Genomic DNA, 18,046 nt, shown 5'->3' on the forward strand with positions numbered 1-18,046 from the left:
GCAAGCGAAGGATCCTCGCACCATCAAAACAGGCTAGCGGCGCTTTCGCTTCCCTTTTCAACTTCCCGCTATCCTACGAACCCCGACTAGCCGCGGATTTGCGCACGCCATATCAGCTTGCGATCGGAAAGAATATCCGGAACACCGTGCCCCTGCCGGGGCGGGTCCTTACTCGCACCGTTGCGTGATGCTTATCCAGAATCCCCTTCGACACCCACAGACCAAGCCCGGTCCCGGCTTCGCCTTTCGTGGTCACGAACGGATGGAACAGCCGCTGCAGCATCTGTTTGTCCATCCCTGAGCCGTTATCGGCGATGGTCACAGCCACGCCGATCGACCCGCCGCTGGTTGATGGGCGGACCTCGAGAATCAAGCGGCCCTTGTCGGGAATGGCATCAAGCGCATTGGAGATGAGATTGGTGAAAACCTGCTGGATCTCCCCCGGCTGGCAGAGCACCAAAGGCGCGGGCCGGAATCGGCGATCGATCTGGATGCCGCGGACGCGAATGATGGGATCGTGAAAATAGACGACGGAGTCGAGCACTTCTTCAAGCGCGATAGCGGCCGGTGCGGTGCGCTGGCGATAGAACTTAAGACTGCGCGCGGTGATGTGCGAGAGGCGCTGCAACTCCTTGTCAGCGATTTCAAGCAGATCTTTGGAACTCGCAGAGAGGCCCTCGTCACTCTTGGCGAGAAAGAGCAGATTGGTTACAGCTTCGAGCGGGTTGTTGATCTCGTGGGCGATGCTTGCAGCCAGCCGTCCCGCCGCGGCGAGTTGTTCCGAGCGGCGCAGTGCCTGTTCGGACTTGCGCGCTTCCGTCGTGTTGCTGCAATAGAGAATGATGCCCTCGCCCGGTTGCGGGTGGACGCTGAAGTGGAACCATGACTCGCCTTCGGGGCCGCTGAAGAACTGCTCGAAGTCGATGGGAACTCGGTCCTCCATGGCGCGGCGGACGTTGGCCTCAACCTCCGTGCCGATGATCTCCGGATAGAGATCCCAGAACGATGCGCCGACCAGGGACTTGCCGGAACGCGCCCCGAGCTGGGCCGCCGCCGCGTTCATGTAGGTAATCTGATAGTCCCTGCTCATCGTGCAGAACGCAATCGGGACGTGCTCCAGCGCCTCCCCTGCGAATTGGCGGGCGCGATTGATCTCCTGCGTCAGCGCGGCCTTCTGATCGGAGGCTTCGCGCCGCATGCGCGCCATTTTCAGCTGCGCGTCAACTCGGGCGATGAGTTCGCGCGCCGCGAAAGGCTTGGTGAGATAGTCGTCTGCGCCCGATTCAACACCTTCGATCCGCGCTTCTTCACCCGCGCGGGCCGACAGCATAATTACCGGGATGAAAGCCGTCGCCGGGTCTTTGCGCACCGCATCGAGCAGAGCGAAGCCGTCCATCTCCGGCATCATCACGTCCGTCAGCACAAGGTCCGGAGCACGATGGCGAATCTCATCGAGGGCGGCGCGGCCATTGCCTGCCGAGACAACCTCGAAACGGGTGGCGAGCAATGTGCGCACATACTCGCGCATGTCATTGTTGTCATCCACCAGTAGAACAACGGGGCGAGTTTTCGCCGCCAGCTGATCCCCATCCGCAGCGGGACCAGCCACTTCGTTCTGAATCTGATCCTGTCCGGGGAGCCACCCCAACGCTTCCTGGACGTACGCAATCGCCGATCCCTGCAGGACGAGCGGACTCGAACTGTCACGACCCACGTTGCCGTGCTTGAGGTGTTCGTAACCATAAGGCAGATGAACCTTGAACTCAGTGCCATCGCCCAACTTGCTTTGAACTTCAATCGAGCCGCCGTGCATGGTCACTAGCTCGTGTACAAGAGCTAAGCCGATGCCGCTGCCCTCGTGACTCCGGCGGCGCGCGCCCTCGATCCGCCGGAAGCGCTCGAACAGATTCGCCAGATCGTCCTCACCGATCCCGGTGCCGGTGTCGTGGATCGTGAGCAAAGCGCCGTTCTCTTCGCCCGAGATCGACACGCGAATCTCGCCATCAAAAGTCGCCTTCAGCGCATTGGAGAGGAGGTTAAGCACGATCTTCTCCCACATGTCACGGTCCACGTACACCGGTTCAGGGAGAGGCGGGCAATCAATCACCAGGGTGAGTCCAGCCCGTTCAACTGCGGAGCGGAAGACGCTGGCCAGTTGCGCCGTCAGCAGCGACAGATCAGTCGGCTGATAGGTCGCCTGCATCCGTCCCACTTCGATGCGGACGAAATCGAGAACTCCATTTACAAGCTTCAGCAGCCGCAGCGCGTTCCGATGCAGCATCTGCAGCGACTCAATGCTCGGCGCCTTCTCATTCAAAAGCGCATCTTCAACTGGCCCCAGAATCAGCGTGAGCGGCGTGCGCAGCTCGTGGCTTACGTTGCTGAAGAAGGCAGTCTTGGCGCGATCCAGGTCGGCGAGTTCTTCAGCGCGGCGCTTCTCTGCTTCGTAAGCCTCGGCATTGGTGATGCTGGCCGCGATCTGTCCCGCGGTGAGATCCAGAAACTCGGCGTAGCTCGCGTCAAATTGGCGATACGGGTTGAGAGCGGCAATAAAGACACCCGCGGGCTTCTCCTGGCCCCGGCGGAAGATTGGCACGAGTCGAGCCTGATGGGGCGGCTTGTTCCAGACACCTGAAGGAAGCTCTGGGAATCGGTCGCCGAGAAGGTCGAGAGTGAGCGGACGATTCGTCTCGAAAAGCACATGTACCGGCCAGGGCGCGGCTACGGATTCACTGTCCATCTCTTTCGGTGCAGCCGGATCATCGCTCTCGATTCCGCTTCGGGCCACAAGGCAGAGATTGGACCCTTCGCTTTCGAAGCAGTAGACGAGAGCGAACGGAATGTCTTTCTGCGCGGCAAGGCCTTGCTCGATCGCAGCGAAAACTTCCTTCTTCAGATTGGCGCCTACGAGCGCGCCCGCGAGCGTGCTCAGCGAAGAGAGCTGGCGCTCGCCGCGTACGCGCTGCGTATCTTCCATCACCACGCAGAGCATGCCCTCGATTCGGCCGTCAGAGCCTGCCAGTGGGCTGTAGGAGAACGTGTGATAGGTCTCTTCCGGAAATCCACTGCGCTCCAGGATCAGCCCAAGGGTTTCTTCCCAGGATGCTTCTCCTGTGCTCATAACGCGCTCGACGCGTGGGCCGATGTCCTGCCAGATTTCAGGCCAGACTTCAGGGGCAGGTTTTCCGAGCGCCCAGGGATGTTTTTTGCCGAGCGTCACGCTCGCATAAGCGTCGTTGTAAAGAAAGGTAAGCTGCGGACCCCACGCCATCCACATCGGAAAGCGCGAAGTGACGAGAATGCGGACCGCTGCCTTCAGACCGTCATCCCAACCCGAAACGTGGCCGAGCGGAGTCCTCGACCAGTCGTAGGAACTGATCAACTCGCTCATCCTGCCCGGCTGTAAGGTTCCCGTTTGTCCGCGCCACAGCGGGTCGTCGTTCATCGGTAGATCTCCGGCTTACTTACCCCTGAGGAATTGGAAGCTGGGGCCAGGGGAACCAGTTGGGTAAAAACCTGTTTCTCAGCAGACTGCGATTTGCCAGCTTTTCCGGCCGCGACCATCGCACTTGGATGCACACGTCAAAGTGTGAGTTGTCTCTGCTGCGACAGCGCTCTTTCACTTTGCTCCGCTCGCGTAGCCGGGATCATAACCTGAGCTCAACTGGCAGCGCAAACCAGGGGACGTGTATCCTCGGCCCATGGACGAGCACCAGACGAATACCGCTGTCGCAATGAACCAGCTACAATTGGCCTCCTCTTCTTATCTCCGCTCGGCGCGCCATCAGCCGGTGAACTGGCACCCGTGGGGCGAAGCCGCATTCGCGAAGGCGCAAGCGCAGAACAAGCCGATCTTGCTGGATATCGGAGCGGTGTGGTGTCACTGGTGCCACGTCATGGATCGCGAGTCGTATGAAGACGTGGAGATTGCCCGCATCATCAACGATCATTTCGTGGCGGTGAAAGTGGATCGCGATGAGCGCCCCGATGTGGACTCGCGATACCAGGCGGCGGTCTCGGCTATCAGCGGGCAGGGCGGATGGCCCCTCACAGCGTTTCTAACGCCGGATGGAAGGCCATACTTCGGCGGAACGTATTTCCCCCGCGACGACCGCTACGGCCGGCCGGGATTCGGCAGAGTGCTGCTCACCATGTCGCAGGTGTGGCAAGAGCGGCGTGACGAGGCGCTCGAGTCGGCGTCCAGTGTGATGGGCGCAATTGAGCACAACGAGTCGTTCTCGTCGCGTGGCGGCGATTTGAACCTGGCGCTCGTCGACAAAATTGTGGCCTCTGCAGTGTCGCAGTTTGATCCACAGCATGGCGGTTTTGGATCGCAGCCGAAATTCCCGCATCCGGCAATCCTGGATCTCTTGCTGCAGGTCGGCGTCAACCGCGGAATCGAAGAAGCGACCAAGGCGTTCATCGTGACCCTGGAGCAGATGGCTCGTGGCGGCGTGTACGACCAGCTCGCAGGAGGCTTTCATCGTTACAGCGTCGACGAGCGTTGGGTAGTCCCGCACTTCGAGAAGATGATCTACGACAACACCGAGCTGCTGCGGAACTACGCGCACGCCTACCAGAGTTTCGTGCATCAGGATTTTCGAAGCACGGCCGAGGAGATCATTGGCTGGCTCGATGCAGTGATGACGGATCGCGAGCGCGGCGGATTCTACGCGTCGCAGGATGCGGACATCAATCTTGAGGATGACGGCGACTACTTCACGTGGACGCTGGACGAAGCGCGCGCAGTTCTCGATCCGGATGAGCTTTTGGTGGCAGCTCCCTACTGGGACATCGGCGAACTCGGCGACATGCACCATAATCCCGCGAAGAATGTGCTGCACCGGAAGTTCACGATTGAGGAAGTCTCGGAAAAAACCGGCAAGGCCGTGGCCGACGTCAAATGGCTGCTGTCGTCTGCGCACCGCAAGCTGCTGGCGGCGCGGATAGATCGGTCTACGCCCTTTATCGATCAAACACTCTACACGGGGTGGAACGCGATGGGGGTGACAGCGTACTTGGAGGCTGCTCGGGTGCTTCGCCTGGAGGATCCAAAGCGGTTTGCGCTGATGACCTTGGACCGCATCATCGCCGAGGCCTGGGACGGGAACAGCGCGCTGCGTCATGTAGTGGCTTACGGCGGAGGCGTGGGCGAGGGATCCCAGGAGGACGTGCCGGGAACACTCGATGACTATGCCATGACGGTGCACGCGTGCATCGATGGATGGATCGCGAGCGCGCAGATGCGGTACTACCAGGCAGCGGTGAAGCTGGCAGATGCGATGATCGCAAGGTTCTACGACCGGACCGCGGGAGCGTTCTTCGATACTGCAGCGAATGGTGCGGTTGCTCTCGGCGCGTTAACGGCGAGACGCAAGCCGCTTCAGGATTCGCCCACGCCGGCGGGCAATCCGACTGCCGCATCGGCTCTGCTGCGACTGGAGGAGCTGAGCGGCCGCCAAGAATATCGGGACATTGCAGAGGACACCCTGGAATCATTTGCAGGAATCGTCGAGCACTTCGGGCTGTACGCAGGCAGCTACGGTCTGGCGCTCGAACGATTGCTGCTCGATCCAACGCAGGTAGTTGTTGTCGGAACCGGAGCCGAGGCAGATCAGCTCGAGGCGCTCGCGACTGCTCGCTTCGCCGTCAACAAAACAGTGATTCGGCTCTCCGCGGACACCATCGCAGCATGCGCGCTGCCCGACGCCCTCGCGGAGACGCTCGTGCAGGTGCCCAAGCCAGAAGGAAAGCTGGCCTGGGCGCTCGTTTGCCGCGCCAGAACCTGTACCCCTCCAGTCTGGGACGCAGAAGGTCTATTGAAAGCGATGGAGTAGCTCAGGACGTTCGCTAGTCTCACACATGCTGGACGCTGTTCGCCTCAGAGAAGCACCCCGCGCGCATCGCGGCGATCTCCGCAGATGTCTCTGCAGCGGTGCTCCGCCGATGCGCATACACCCGCGCTTCGCCGAACTGCAGCTTGGCACGGAACCCAGCTGCCTTCAACGTCCTCACGAGGTGGGGAGCAAGCGCCTCATCGCCGTACCAGCACAATTCACGCTCTGCCCTGCCGTCGTCCAGCACATAGCGGATTCCGCAGGCCGTCACTGGCGCTCTGTCCCGAATCGCCGGCTCGAACAAACTCGTGTGAAACTTCAGCATCGTGCCGTCAGTGCTCGTCCCTTCCGGAAAGAACAGGACCGGCACCTGCAGCTTTAAGCGCTCTCCGATCTCGGCTGCCACCTTCTCGGCGCTTGCTCTGCGCGAGCGATCGATAAACAGCGTTCCGCCCGCGCGCGCCGCCTCGCCGAAGTAGAACCACGCGCCAACCTCAGTCTTCGCAACGAAAAAGCACGGCATCGCCGCGCTCAAAATCACGATATCCAGGTAGCTCAGATGATTCGAGACAACAAGTCCGTTCCGCGGAATCTCGCCTTCGACATCAACGCCGATTCCCATGCTCTTGAGAACACGCGAGCAAGTCTCATGTAGCCAGTGAGCGCGCCGCTCCAGCGAAAGCGGCCCACGCAGTCGGATCATCCAGTAACGAAAAACCGCTGCTCCCAGCACCAGCACCAGCGCCACAGCGCGCCGAAGAAACCGCCAGTTCATTGCGTTAGCGGAGCGAGGAACCGATTGCGTGCCGCGCTCGACAGCATCTTCAGATCGAGCAGCGTCAGAAAGTCGATCGTGCCAAACTCGCGATCCCATGCCGGTGGTGCGCATATCCGAGCTCCGATCGTCAGATAGGTCTTCAGCAATTTCGGCACCTTCGTCGACACTGCGCCATCTCCGGCCGCTTCGTGCTGTGCAAGCTCTGCCGGCTGCTCCGTAGGGCATTGGTACGCAGCAGTAGGCATCGTCTCGAACTCCGGCGTTACGCGGTACTTCGCTAGCTCGCGATACATCTGCCAGCCTTCCGCCGGATCTTTGGAGTTCAATGACGAGCAACCAACCAGGTATCTCAGGCCCATCTCGTTAGCATACTGCGCAATTCCGCGCCACAGCAGTGTCAGCACCTCGGGCGTTCGATGATCGCCATCAATGGACGCCCGCCCCAGTTCCAGAATGTCCCTTCGCAGCGGCTCATAGGGCGCAAACTCAAATTCCTGCGCTGAATAGTAGCCCAGATTCATCGCTGCCGTCGCTCCCGACTGCATGCGATAAGTCCCGACTACGCGCCCATCGCTCTTGTCCTCGACCAGAAGGTGCTCGCAGAACACGTCGAAATGATCCGTGTCGATACCCGTGGCGTACGAGCTCTCCAGCCCCTCGCCGAGTTCGATATTGAAAACCCGAAAGCGCAACCGGCAGGCTGCCTCTCGATCAACCGGTCCGTCCGCAAGGCGCAGCCGGTATCGCCCGACCTCCGCATGAATGATCGGCCTGGTCGGTGTCTCGGTTGAATTTTGAAACGGGATTGACCCAACAACATCGACATGAGTGTTAGTCGATGCAAGGAGTGCGTACGGAGCCTTCTGCCCTTGCGCAATCACGGGAGTAGTATCCGGCACGCATTGTAAGAGCAAGATGAACTCAGTGCAAAGGAAATGGAAATAATCGGTAACGTATTCGTGAAACAACCCCGTAAACACTGGGATTTTTCACACTCGCTTAATACACGTTGGTGATGCGGATCACATCTGCATCGCTTCCGATCTGTCTTTCTCGCCCCACATTCTAGATCGTGTCTTCATCAGGTGAAGTACCTCGCGCGTTCCGCGCGCGCTCAAGCAGGAAGGTCCTTTCCCGTTCGTTGCGCGTCATTGCCGCGGCCCGCTCGAATTCCCTCGCAGCTTCCTCCACTCTTCCCAGCCGGGCAAGAAGATCCCCACGCACGCTCGGCAGCAAGTGGTAACTCCGCAGCGCCGGTTCCTCCGCCAGCGGCCCAAGCAGTTCCAATGCTTTTGCAGGCCCTTCCAGAAAGCCCACAGCCACCACCCGGTTCAGCTCCACAATCGGCGAAGGCGTGACGCGCGCAAGCTCATCATAGAGACCGACGATCCTGCCCCAATCTGTGGCCTCTGCCGTTACCGCTCGCGCATGGCACGCTGCAAGCTCGGCCTGTAAGTGATAAGGACCGCGCCTCGAAGTCAACGCATTCGCACGCTCCAGTGCGGCCAGCCCGCGCCGGATCAGCAGTTGGTCCCACAACGCGCGGTTCTGCTCCATCAGGAGCACGACATTTCCATCCGCGTTCACCCGCGCTCGCGAACGCGACGCCTGAATCTCCATCAGCGCGACCAGCCCGTGCACCTCGGGCTCTCGCGGATCAAGCTCAGCAAGGATTCGACCAAGACGCAGAGCCTCATCGCACAACGACGCACGAATCAGCTCTTCGCCCGACGTAGCCGAGTAGCCCTCATTGAAGATCAGGTAGAGGACTTCGAGCACCGACGACAGCCGCGCTGCCAGGTCCAGTCCCCGCGGCACCTCGAATGGAATGTTCTTCTGCCCGAGTGTCTTTTTGGCGCGGACGATCCTCTGCGCAATGGTCGGCTCCGGAGTAAGAAACGCGCGCGCGATCTCGTCTGTCGTCAGTCCGCCTACAACGCGCAGCGTCAGCGCGGCACGCGACTCCATCGAGAGCACAGGGTGACAGGAAATAAAGATCAGGCGCAGCACGTCATCGCCGATCGGATCATCCACCGCGGTCACAAGGTCCGGCGGAGTCCGCTCAAGCTCGCCCAGCTCGCGCGCAAGCTCCTCGTGCTTGCGGCTGTTCAGATCGACCTTGCGAAAATGATCGAGCGCCCGATGCTTCGCGGTTTTCATGAGCCACGCGCCAGGCTTTGGCGGAATGCCCTCGTCCGGCCACCTCTCCAGCGCGATGAGCAGTGCCTCCTGCGCCAGGTCTTCGGCAAGATCGAGGTCGCGGACGATGCGCGTCAATCCCGCGATCACCTTTGCGGCCTCGATCCTCCACACTGCCTCGATCGCCCGATGCGTTTCGGTCACGGACATATCTACCGATCACAACACGCCGCCATCGCCGACCGCAACGCGTTACCTCTGGCCGATCTGCGCACGCAGCGCTTCCTCTTTCTGGCGCTGTCTCTCCGTCATCTCCCGACCGAAGTCGCTCATCTCGTAGACCTGCCGGATCTCGATCTCTGACTCGCCTTCGAACGGCGCAGGCACGCGCTTTGCCCATTCCAGCGCCTCTTCCCGCGAACTCACCTGCCATAGCCAGAAGCCGGCGATCAACTCTTTCGTCTCGGCGAAGGGCCCGTCGATCACCGTTCGCTTGTCGCCGGAAATCCGCAGCCGTGCACCCTTTGAACTGGGCTGCAGCCCTTCGGCAGCAAGCAGCACTCCGGCCTTGATCAGTTCTGCGTTGAACTTGCCCATTGCCTCCATGATCTCGGGATTCGGAGGCGCGCCCGCCTCCGAGTCCTTCGTAGCCTTCACAACCACCATGAATCTCATCGAATTCTCCACGGCTGAACTTTGATTCGATCCTCAGTTCGCCGCGACTACCTCGGCCTTCTCGTGCACGCAGGGCATGCAGTTGGCGTCGTAGAGCTGCCGCAGTTCGCACGTTCCCTGCCCCACGACGTTCAGGAACTCCTTCACATAGCCGATCGCCACTTCTTTCGATGGCGCATCGAGAATCGCAAACCCGCCGACCACTTCCTTCGACTCGGTGAAGGGTCCGTCCGAAACGCTGTGCTTGCGATTATCGACCCGCACCCGCGCTCCCAGCGAACTCGGCAGGCAGCCCTCTGTCGCCAGCAGCTTGCCGCTCTTCATCCAGTCCTCCACCAGCTTGCCCATCGTCGCCATCTCGTCGGGTGAAGGCGGTGTGTTGCGCTCAGGACACATATAGATACTCAGGAACCTCATGACTCGATCCTCCGTGATTTCAGATTCGGCGCTGCAGATCCACTCGACTCTGCCCGCCTTCATGAATACAACGAACGGCCGTGTCTCCAATCGACATCCACCACAAAAAATTCTGCCCCACCGCTGCACAGGAAATCTTGACATCGCCGGTGAACCGGTGTACTAGCTAAGTAGTACACATGGATCGGCGCCCTAAATCCGGGTTTCGTCTCCACCTCGACCTGCATACCGGCGTGCCGGTCTACCGGCAGATTGTCGATCAGGTTCGCGGAGCGGTTGCTGCCGGCATCCTTGCATCTGGCGACCAGTTGCCCACGGTACGCCAGCTTGCCGTGGACCTCGAGGTCAACCCCAATACCGTCGTCCGCGCATACCGCGAGCTTGAGTACGACGGCCTGCTCGAAACACACCAGGGCACCGGCACCTTCATCAGCGATGCCAAACCGCAACGGCCCGCCGATGAGCGGCAGCGCCAGCTCGAGCAGATCGCCTCTGACAGCATTGCCCGCGCGGGTGCAGCGGGCTTTACAGTCCGGGAACTCATCGACCAGCTCCGCTCATCCTCCGAAGGGAGAAAATCATGAATCGAAGAGCAAACATCCAGTTCAACGGAGTTGCTATCGCAGCGTTCATCATCTCCATCGCAGTCGGTTTGTGGATCGCTGCCCTCACCCAGCGCCAATGGCCGGCGATCGTCTTCGGGATTCTCGGGCTCTATCTCCTCTACTCCATCCGCGTGGTGCGCCAGTGGGAGAAGGTCGCTCTCCTTCGCCTGGGCCATTATGTCGGACTGCGCGGACCAGGCATCTTCTTCATCGTTCCCGTGCTCGAGACACTCAGCCCGTTCGTCGATCAGCGCGTGCGCGTCACCAGCGTCAGTGCCGAGTCAACGCTTTCACGCGACACCGTGCCCGTCGACGTCGACGCCATCATCTTCTGGATGGTCTGGAACGCTGAGAAGGCGATCCTCGAAGTCGAGAACTATCTCGATGCCATCACCCTCAGCTCTCAGACAGCGCTGCGCGAATCGATTGGACGCCACGAACTCGCCCAGATGATCACCGATCGCGAGACGCTCGGTCGAGAGCTTCAGCGCATTCTCGACGAGAAGACAAATCCATGGGGAATCACCGTGCAATCCGTCGAGGTCCGCGACGTTCGCATCCCTCAGGCTCTTCAGGACGCGATGTCCCGTCAGGCACAGGCCGAGCGCGAGCGTCAGGCCCGCATCATCCTCGGCCAGGCTGAGACTGAAATCTCCGACAAATTCGTCAAAGCCGCCCAGGCCTATGAGCAGAACCCAACTGCCCTCCACCTCCGCGCCATGAACATGCTCTACGAAGCCATCAAGGAACGCGGCTCCATGGTGATCGTTCCATCCTCCGCCGTCGAAACGATGGGGCTCGGCGGCTCACTCGCCACCATTGCCGTCGCCAAACAGACGTAGTTCCTCATCCAATCAACAACAATCCGGGTGCCCCGTCCAAGCTCTGCTTGGGCGGGAGTCAATAGATAGACCCCAGCCGTCATCGAGTGTGATCGCGCTAACCCGCATACTGAGTCATCAAACTGCTATCCTGACCCTATGACGACCGTCGACGTTGTTTTCCGCTACTCCGCCCCGCCTACTGAAGCGGTCAGCCTGGCCCTGGCCAACACGCGCGAGGTGTACGGAATCCGCCGCCTGAGCTTCGACAGAGAAGCGCATACCGTGACCGTCGAATACGATGCCACGCGCCTCAACGCCTCGGTTGTCGCACAGCTCGTCCGCCGCGCCGGCCTCCAAGTCGTTGAGGAACTCCGGGTTGCGCTTCCCCCTGCGCCTGTCGAGCCAACACCCGCGGCCTGATCCCAGCGATTGCGCCACCGCTGATTCCCTGTTAATCTGAATGAGGTTTCTTCCTGAAACCGCATAGGTTGCGCCCTTAGCTCAGCTGGATAGAGCGTCTGACTACGAATCAGAAGGTCGGGAGTTCGAATCTCTCAGGGCGCGCCATCACGAGATCACTGAAAGCAAAAAGAGCGCCGGCAACCGGCGCTCTTTTGCTTTCTGCTCTGCTCGACGAATCAGCGTTGCGGAACGCCCACCCTCTGCAGGAATCGCTCCACCGTCTTGCGATCGAGAGCCTCACTCGGTTGCAGCCCGTAGTTCATCGGGTTTTCATAATCCTTCAGGATGAAGTTGAATCCGGAGCCGTTCTCACCCCAACGGACAACCTCCGACAACACACAGATTGAGTTGTCGTTCGACACCTTCCCGCTCTGCGGCTGCAGTGTCATCTGGATCAGCGTACCTGGCGCCCAACGCTCCTTGGTCAGCAGAAAAACGCCCGTCGCGCTGATATCGCCAACCTGGTAGGAAAACGGCGCTCCTCCCGTCCAGTAGTACGCAACCAGATTCGATGTGGAATAGCGCTTCGCCCTACGCTGATTAACCTCGGGAAACAGCCACCGCAGGAACCGCAGATACATCGGCGTTTTCTCCGCTTCTTCCGGCTCCGCTAGCCGTTCCGGCACTGCGGCGGTGACGGCAACTCTCTTCTGCAACACCTCAACGGCCGGCTTCTCAGGAATCCTGGTCACGTTCGGACGCAGCCATTTCGCGTCCCACTCTGCGCTGTCATCACCGCTCATCTTCTTCACCCTGGGCGCCTGATTGATCGGATAAGGCACTACGGAAAGCGGGTAATTCCTCTGGCTCATACCTGCTCCTCTTCGGCTCAACGTGACTGGGGAACACACCTGAACTGCGTGTCTCTGGATGTACTACCAAGGGAATACCACGCCCAATTTTTGCTCTCAATCGAAATCACTACCACCTAGGTAACGGACGGCATATATGCGACCTTGGGAACCCTGGACTTTGGTACTTTGGTAAAGCGGAATGGAAAGAAGGCGCCATGACATCAGTTGTCGCTGGAATCGGTTGGCACATCGTCGGTGCAAGCATGGCGGCATCCTTCTACGCCCCTATCGAGCGCGTCAGAAAGTGGTCATGGGAGACCACCTGGGCCCTTGCCGGCCTCTTCTCATGGGTGCTGTTGCCGATCGGAGTCAGTCTCGTCCTGCTCCCCCGCTTCTTCAGCTTCTATTCCTCCCAGAGCGCATCCCTCCTCCTCACCGTCGCGGCTTTCGGCGCGATGTGGGGTGTCGGCAATGTCAGCTACGGATTAACCATGCGCTATCTCGGCATGTCGCTCGGCATCGGTGTAGCCATCGGCGTCACCCTGATCGTCGGCACCCTGGTCCCGCCCGTGATGCACGGACAGGCCGCCGCGCTATTCACCACACGCAGCGGTCTCATCACCATGTCGGGAGTCCTCGTCGCTCTCATCGGAGTCGCCATCGTCTCCTGGGCCGGACATCAGAAAGAAGTTCAGCTCAAAGGCCATCTTCAGGAATTCAACGTAGGTCTCGGCCTTCTCCTCGCCGTGCTCTGCGGAATCTTCTCCTCCGGCATGTCCTTCGCCATCGACGCCGCTCAGCCCATGGAAGCCGCTGCGAAGTCACTTGGCGTCAATCCGCTCTACGCTGCCCTTCCCAGCTACGTCATCATCATGGGCGGCGGCGCCGTCATCAACTTCGCCTACTGCTTCATCAGGCTGGCCGTGTTGCCCAGGCTCTCTCTCCGCAGCGACCTCAACCAGGACAGCCCCACCCTCATGAAGAATGCCGCACTCGCCTCCACCGGAGGAATCATGTGGTATCTCCAATTCTTCTTTTACGCATGGGGAGCCGCAAACATTCCTCCGGACCGCGCCTACGTAAACTGGATGCTCCACATGAGCATCTACGTCCTCTGCGGAGGCCTCGTAGGCCTCGTTCTCGGCGAATGGGCAGGCGTTCGCAAGCAGTCGGTCCGACTGCTCCTCGCCGGAGTGGGCATCATCATCGCCGCCGCCAATCTCGTCGGCCTCGGCATGAAAGCCAGCTAAGACAGCTCCCAATCATAGGGGAATTATCATACATAGACAAAGCATTGCAAACGGGTGTCATTTCGACCGGAGCCCGCGGCGAAGCAGCGGGCGGAGCGGAGAAACCTGCAGTTGCTTTTGATCTGTCCCCAACAACCAAGCCTGCACCGATGGCCGGCTCAGACAGCCATTCAGCCGCGCTTGCTCAAAACCTCTGTCTCATACTTGCGCACAGAATCCAACCACTCAATTCCGGGCGGCACGCTCTTGCTCATGCAGTAGTACTCCCAAACCGCCGTCCACGGCAGCGACTTCGCCTCTTCCATCCACGCCAGCCGCGCAGTGTAATCAAACCTGCCTTCTGCATCCTTGAGCGCCGACCGCGGTTCCAGCATCGCAAATAGCAGCGCCTTCCTGAAGTTCCGCGTCCCGATCACCCACGCAGCGATGCGATTGATGCTCGCATCAAAGAAGTCCAGCCCCACGTTCACTCTCTTCAGTCCATCGCAGCGCACAATCTCCTGCGCAATCGCAATCGTCGCATCATCGAACAGCACGACGTGATCGCTATCCCATCGCACCGGCCGCGATACATGCAGCAGAATCTCATCCAGAAAACAGAGGCAAGTCGAAATCTTGTCGGCCACACTTTCCGTCGGGTGAAAATGTCCAGCATCCAGGCAAAGCAGAGTCTTCCGCGTCGCAGCATACGCCATGTAGAACTCGTTCGACCCCACCGTGCAGCTCTCTGCTCCAATCCCAAACAGCTTCCCTTCTACCGCCACCTTGTGATGCTTCCCGTCCATCGCTTCAAGAACAGCATCCAACGACGCAATCAGCCTCTTTCTCGGCTCCAGCCGCCCCGCAGGTGTGTCCTTATACCCATCCGGAACCCAGATATTCATGATCGCCGGCGTCTTCAACTGCTCGCCCATGTACTCGCTGATACGCCGGCACGCAATGCAATGATCGATCCAGAACCTGCGGATCTCATTGTCCGGATGGCTCAGCGTCAGGTTCTGCGCGCTCTTCGGATGCGAAAAACAAGTTGGATTGAAATCCAGTCCCAGCCCATGCTCCCTCGCCCAATCAATCCAACCCTGAAAGTGCCTCGGCTCGATCCTGTCGCGCTCCACCGGCCCGTCCGCTTCCAGATAGATCGCATGCAGATTCAATCTCTTCGCCCCCGGAATGAGCGAGAGCGCCAGTTCCAGATCCGAGCGCAGCTCACGCGCATTGCGCGCCCTCCCCGGATAGTTCCCTGTCGTCTGGATCCCACCGCTCAGGCCAGCCTCAGGACTCTCGAACCCCAGCACATCGTCGCCCTGCCAGCACTGAATCGAAATCGGCACTGCATCGAGTTCTCGCAGCACCTGCTCAGTGTTCACACCGTTCTCGGCATATCGCTCCCGTGCGATCGCATATGCACCCTTGATCTTCGTCTCGTTCACGCGCAAGCCTGTCCTCTCGCTTCGTCCATCGCCATCATCTCCTCAAACCGCAGAACAACATCGGCTGGCACCGATCTCTGCGGCTGATATGCCTGCATCTCAAACGATCTGCCAATCAGCTCACGCGCGGCGCTCAGGTTCTCAATCGCTCCGAGCGCAATCATCTGCACGCAGAGATTTCCCAGCACGGAAGCTTCTACCGGACCCGCTGTCACCGGCAATTCACATGCATCCGCGCAGAGCTGATTAAGCAGCACGTTCCGGCTTCCCCCGCCAACGATCCGAATGCGCCTCAGCTTCTGGCCCTGCAGCAGTTCCAGTTGCTCCTTCACCATTCGATACGAAAGCGCAAGGCTGTCAAACACGCAACGCGCCAGCTGCGCCATCGTCTCTGGAACCGGCTGGCCCGATCTGCGGCACTGCTCGCGAATCGAATTCGTCATCGACCGCGGATTCAGAAACTCCGGATCATTCACATTGATAATTGCTCGCCACGGTTGTTCCTGAGCAGCCCTCTCCACCACCGGCCCAAAGTCCCGAACCTTCTGCTCCTCGCACAGCCGCTGAATCGGCCACATCCCCATGATGTTCTTCAGCACTCTGAATCGCCGTTCCATGCCGCCTTCATTCGTGAAATTCATCCGCATCGCGGGTTCATTCGCGATCGGAACCATGCTCTCGATTCCCATCAGCGACCAGGTACCCGAACTGATGTAAGCCTCATCCGGCCCCGCAATCGGCGTGCCTGCAATCGCCGAGCCAGTGTCGTGCGTCGCCGGCGCAACCACCTTCAGTCCGCGTGCCTCTCCCGTTCCCTCCCCCAGCACCGTCCCCGCTGCAACCGGGGTCTTCATCAGCGAATCCTTCAATCCGATCGATCGCGTCAGGAACCTGTCCCACTCCCCATCGAGACCGCAAAGCTGTGTCGTAGTCGCGTTCGTGTACTCGTTCGACAGCACGCCGCTAAGCCGAAAATGCAGGTAGTCCGGGATCATCAAAAAATGCGCCGCGCTCTCCAGCCACTCCGGGGTCTGCGCATGACATGCGGCCAGTTGATAGATGCTGTTGAAGGTCAGAAACTGAATTCCCGTCCGCCCGTAGATCTCTCCCCGCGACAGGCGTCCGCAGACATCCTCCATTACCCCGGTGGTGCGCTTGTCCCTATAGCAAACCGGCACGCCCACGCGATTCAAGTCTTCGTCCAGCAGCACGTAATCGACCGCCCAGCTATCCACCCCAACGCTGGTCACGCCCTTCGAGAGCCGCGCCTGCGCCAGATTTCGCTCGATCTCAGAAGCAATCGCATCGATATCCCAGCATTGATATCCCGAATCCGCCGCCGTTCGCGTCGGCGTCGCAAAGCGGCCGATCTCCTCCAGCCGCAAGCAGTCCTGCGCGAGTTCCCCAACCACGACGCGCCCGCTGCTCGCGCCCAGGTCAATCGCGAGACACTTCGTTTCCGTCGCTCTAATCCGGCCCGGCAACTCGTACTCCCCTCTAACTACTCCGCTTAAGCGCTGCCATCATAGCGAACCCCAACCTGAGCTCGCAAACGTTCCCACCTCGGTTTCCGGACCTGCTCCAGCCAGCGCTAGCGTTACGCCCTGTCGACCTATTCACCACGCAGCGGACACTCTCCTTCTCGCGTGCAACAGGTACGCCAAATCCGGCATCACTCCTCGCATCCCGTGCGCCGTGCACGCATGTCGGCGTGTGCAGTTGCAGCACCTCTAGAGGAGATACATTATGTCGAGCCCACACCAGGTTGAAGTCCTTCTGCCCGTACACAACGAGGGCGAGAGCATCGAAGCGACAATGCGCGGTATGTACACCGAACTCTCCCGCGTCGCCGACATCGGCTTCATCGTCTGCGAAGACGGCAGCAAAGATAACTCCAAGCAGGTGCTCCGGTCCCTCGCCGCGGAGCTCCCCATCCGCCTCAATCTCAGCGATGAACGCAAGGGCTACTCCAAAGCCATGCGCGAAGGCATGGAGATGTGCGAGTCCGAGTTCCTTCTCTGCCTCGACTCCGACGGCCAGTGCGATCCACACGACTTCGCAAAATTCTGGGAGGCGCGCAACTCGGCCGACGTCATCATCGGCTGGCGCGTTCATCGCGCCGATCCTCTTGTTCGCCGCGTCTTCTCGCGTTTCTTCTACATGCTCTATCAGACCGTTTTTCACGCGCCCGTGCACGACCCTAGCTGCCCCTACGTCCTGATGCGCAACTCAGTCGCGAAGGTCATGGCTCGCGAACTTGGAGAGATGAAAGAAGGCTTCTGGTGGGAGTTCGTCGCGCGCAATCACCGCCACGGATTCACACTGCGCGAGATCCCCATCCATCATCAGGAGCGCTCAGCCGGTGTGACGCAGGTCTACAAGTGGAGCAAGATGCCCGGCATCTTCCTCCGCCATGTTGCAGCCATCTTCACCATCTGGAACCAGACCAGACACGCAGCACCTGCCCCCGCAAGATCCGTCAAAAGCCGCCACGCCTGATTGATCTTCTCGAAACAGGTGATACCTACTCAAAACAGAGGGTGCCCCGGTCCCTCGCTTCTGGGGACCGGGGCACCCTCGATCAAGACGCTGTTCCGGGATCGGTGCCTCACAACTCACTTCTGAGACATGGGTTCAGGTTATTCCCATGTGCCCCGTCCCCGCCCTCGCTTTCAGGACCCACGACGAACTGCGGCCGGCATCCTCAAAACGGGCTACCAAATCACAACGGCTTGTTCCGTGTCCTGAACAGAAAAAAGATAGCGATCACAATGATGAGAGCAACGAGCCCTCCAATGGCGATCATGGCAGTCCCTCCCTTTGCTGGCACTTGCT

The 18,046-nt window shown here is 59.9% G+C and carries 15 protein-coding genes and 1 tRNA gene; 7 read left to right on the top strand and 9 right to left on the bottom strand.

Translation table 11 applies throughout. The annotated features are described in order from the left end of the window. Nucleotides 1–112: 112 nt before the first annotated feature. Nucleotides 113–3,445 (bottom strand): ATP-binding protein, encoded by a 3,333-nt coding sequence (locus tag DHV10_RS05310; RefSeq protein ID WP_109485221.1) that lies wholly within the window; start codon nt 3,443–3,445, stop codon nt 113–115. Between the two features lie 289 nt (nt 3,446–3,734). Between DHV10_RS05310 and DHV10_RS05315 the strand changes: the two genes are divergently transcribed. Further along, nucleotides 3,735–5,837, top strand: a complete 2,103-nt coding sequence (locus tag DHV10_RS05315; protein ID WP_239461294.1) for a thioredoxin domain-containing protein — start codon at nt 3,735–3,737, stop codon at nt 5,835–5,837. Nucleotides 5,838–5,856: 19 nt separating this feature from the next. Here DHV10_RS05315 and DHV10_RS05320 read toward each other — a convergent pair whose 3' ends face one another. The 5 genes from DHV10_RS05320 to DHV10_RS05340 form a co-directional block, all read right to left on the bottom strand. Then, nucleotides 5,857–6,612 carry a lysophospholipid acyltransferase family protein gene (locus DHV10_RS05320; protein ID WP_162601213.1) on the bottom strand — a complete coding sequence of 252 codons (756 nt, stop codon included), beginning with the start codon at nt 6,610–6,612 and terminating at the stop codon, nt 5,857–5,859. Next, nucleotides 6,609–7,529, bottom strand: a complete 921-nt coding sequence (locus tag DHV10_RS05325) for a GNAT family N-acetyltransferase (RefSeq protein WP_239461295.1) — start codon at nt 7,527–7,529, stop codon at nt 6,609–6,611. Before DHV10_RS05325 ends, DHV10_RS05320 begins: the two co-directional genes overlap by 4 nt. 151 nt (nt 7,530–7,680) lie before the next feature. Further along, complete coding sequence (locus DHV10_RS05330) at nt 7,681–8,964, bottom strand: RNA polymerase sigma factor (RefSeq protein ID WP_109485224.1); 1,284 nt, start codon at nt 8,962–8,964, stop codon at nt 7,681–7,683. Nucleotides 8,965–9,006: 42 nt separating this feature from the next. Next, nucleotides 9,007–9,429, bottom strand: coding sequence for a YciI family protein (locus DHV10_RS05335; RefSeq protein ID WP_109485225.1), 423 nt, complete (start codon nt 9,427–9,429; stop codon nt 9,007–9,009). 33 nt (nt 9,430–9,462) lie between these two features. Beyond that, entirely contained in the window at nt 9,463–9,846 is a 384-nt protein-coding gene (locus DHV10_RS05340) for a YciI family protein (protein WP_109485725.1), read from the bottom strand. Between the two features lie 179 nt (nt 9,847–10,025). On the opposite strand from DHV10_RS05340, the gene DHV10_RS05345 reads away from it, so the two are divergent. The 4 genes from DHV10_RS05345 (at nt 10,026) to DHV10_RS05360 (ending at nt 11,842) form a co-directional block, all read left to right on the top strand. Next, nucleotides 10,026–10,430: a GntR family transcriptional regulator gene (locus tag DHV10_RS05345; RefSeq protein WP_109485226.1), complete on the top strand. Its 405-nt coding sequence runs from the start codon at nt 10,026–10,028 to the stop codon at nt 10,428–10,430. Further along, a complete protein-coding gene (locus tag DHV10_RS05350; protein WP_109485227.1) occupies nt 10,427–11,293 on the top strand; it encodes a slipin family protein in 867 nt (288 codons plus the stop codon). Before DHV10_RS05345 ends, DHV10_RS05350 begins: the two co-directional genes overlap by 4 nt. Before the next feature lie 138 nt (nt 11,294–11,431). Beyond that, nucleotides 11,432–11,695 carry a hypothetical protein gene (locus DHV10_RS05355; protein WP_109485228.1) on the top strand — a complete coding sequence of 88 codons (264 nt, stop codon included), beginning with the start codon at nt 11,432–11,434 and terminating at the stop codon, nt 11,693–11,695. Nucleotides 11,696–11,765: 70 nt separating this feature from the next. Then, nucleotides 11,766–11,842: transfer RNA gene (locus DHV10_RS05360), tRNA-Arg, on the top strand. 71 nt (nt 11,843–11,913) lie between these two features. Here DHV10_RS05360 and DHV10_RS05365 read toward each other — a convergent pair. Then, nucleotides 11,914–12,549, bottom strand: a complete 636-nt coding sequence (locus tag DHV10_RS05365; protein ID WP_109485229.1) for a PilZ domain-containing protein — start codon at nt 12,547–12,549, stop codon at nt 11,914–11,916. Nucleotides 12,550–12,746: 197 nt separating this feature from the next. On the opposite strand from DHV10_RS05365, the gene rhaT reads away from it, so the two are divergent. Further along, entirely contained in the window at nt 12,747–13,781 is a 1,035-nt protein-coding gene (rhaT, locus tag DHV10_RS05370) for an L-rhamnose/proton symporter RhaT (RefSeq protein WP_109485230.1), read from the top strand. Nucleotides 13,782–13,951: 170 nt separating this feature from the next. Here the strand turns inward: rhaT and DHV10_RS05375 are convergent, their stop codons facing one another. Next, a complete protein-coding gene (locus DHV10_RS05375; protein ID WP_204101328.1) occupies nt 13,952–15,211 on the bottom strand; it encodes an L-rhamnose isomerase in 1,260 nt (419 codons plus the stop codon). Further along, nucleotides 15,208–16,695, bottom strand: coding sequence for a rhamnulokinase (gene rhaB / locus DHV10_RS05380; RefSeq protein ID WP_109485232.1), 1,488 nt, complete (start codon nt 16,693–16,695; stop codon nt 15,208–15,210). The genes DHV10_RS05375 and rhaB overlap by 4 nt, the downstream gene beginning before the upstream one ends. 262 nt (nt 16,696–16,957) lie before the next feature. Here rhaB and DHV10_RS05385 point away from each other — a divergent pair, with 262 nt between their 5' ends. Beyond that, a complete protein-coding gene (locus DHV10_RS05385) occupies nt 16,958–17,710 on the top strand; it encodes a glycosyltransferase family 2 protein (protein WP_109485233.1) in 753 nt (250 codons plus the stop codon). Nucleotides 17,711–18,046 lie beyond the last annotated feature (336 nt).

This window comes from Occallatibacter savannae (genome assembly GCF_003131205.1).
Lineage (GTDB): Bacteria > Acidobacteriota > Terriglobia > Terriglobales > Acidobacteriaceae > Telmatobacter > Telmatobacter savannae.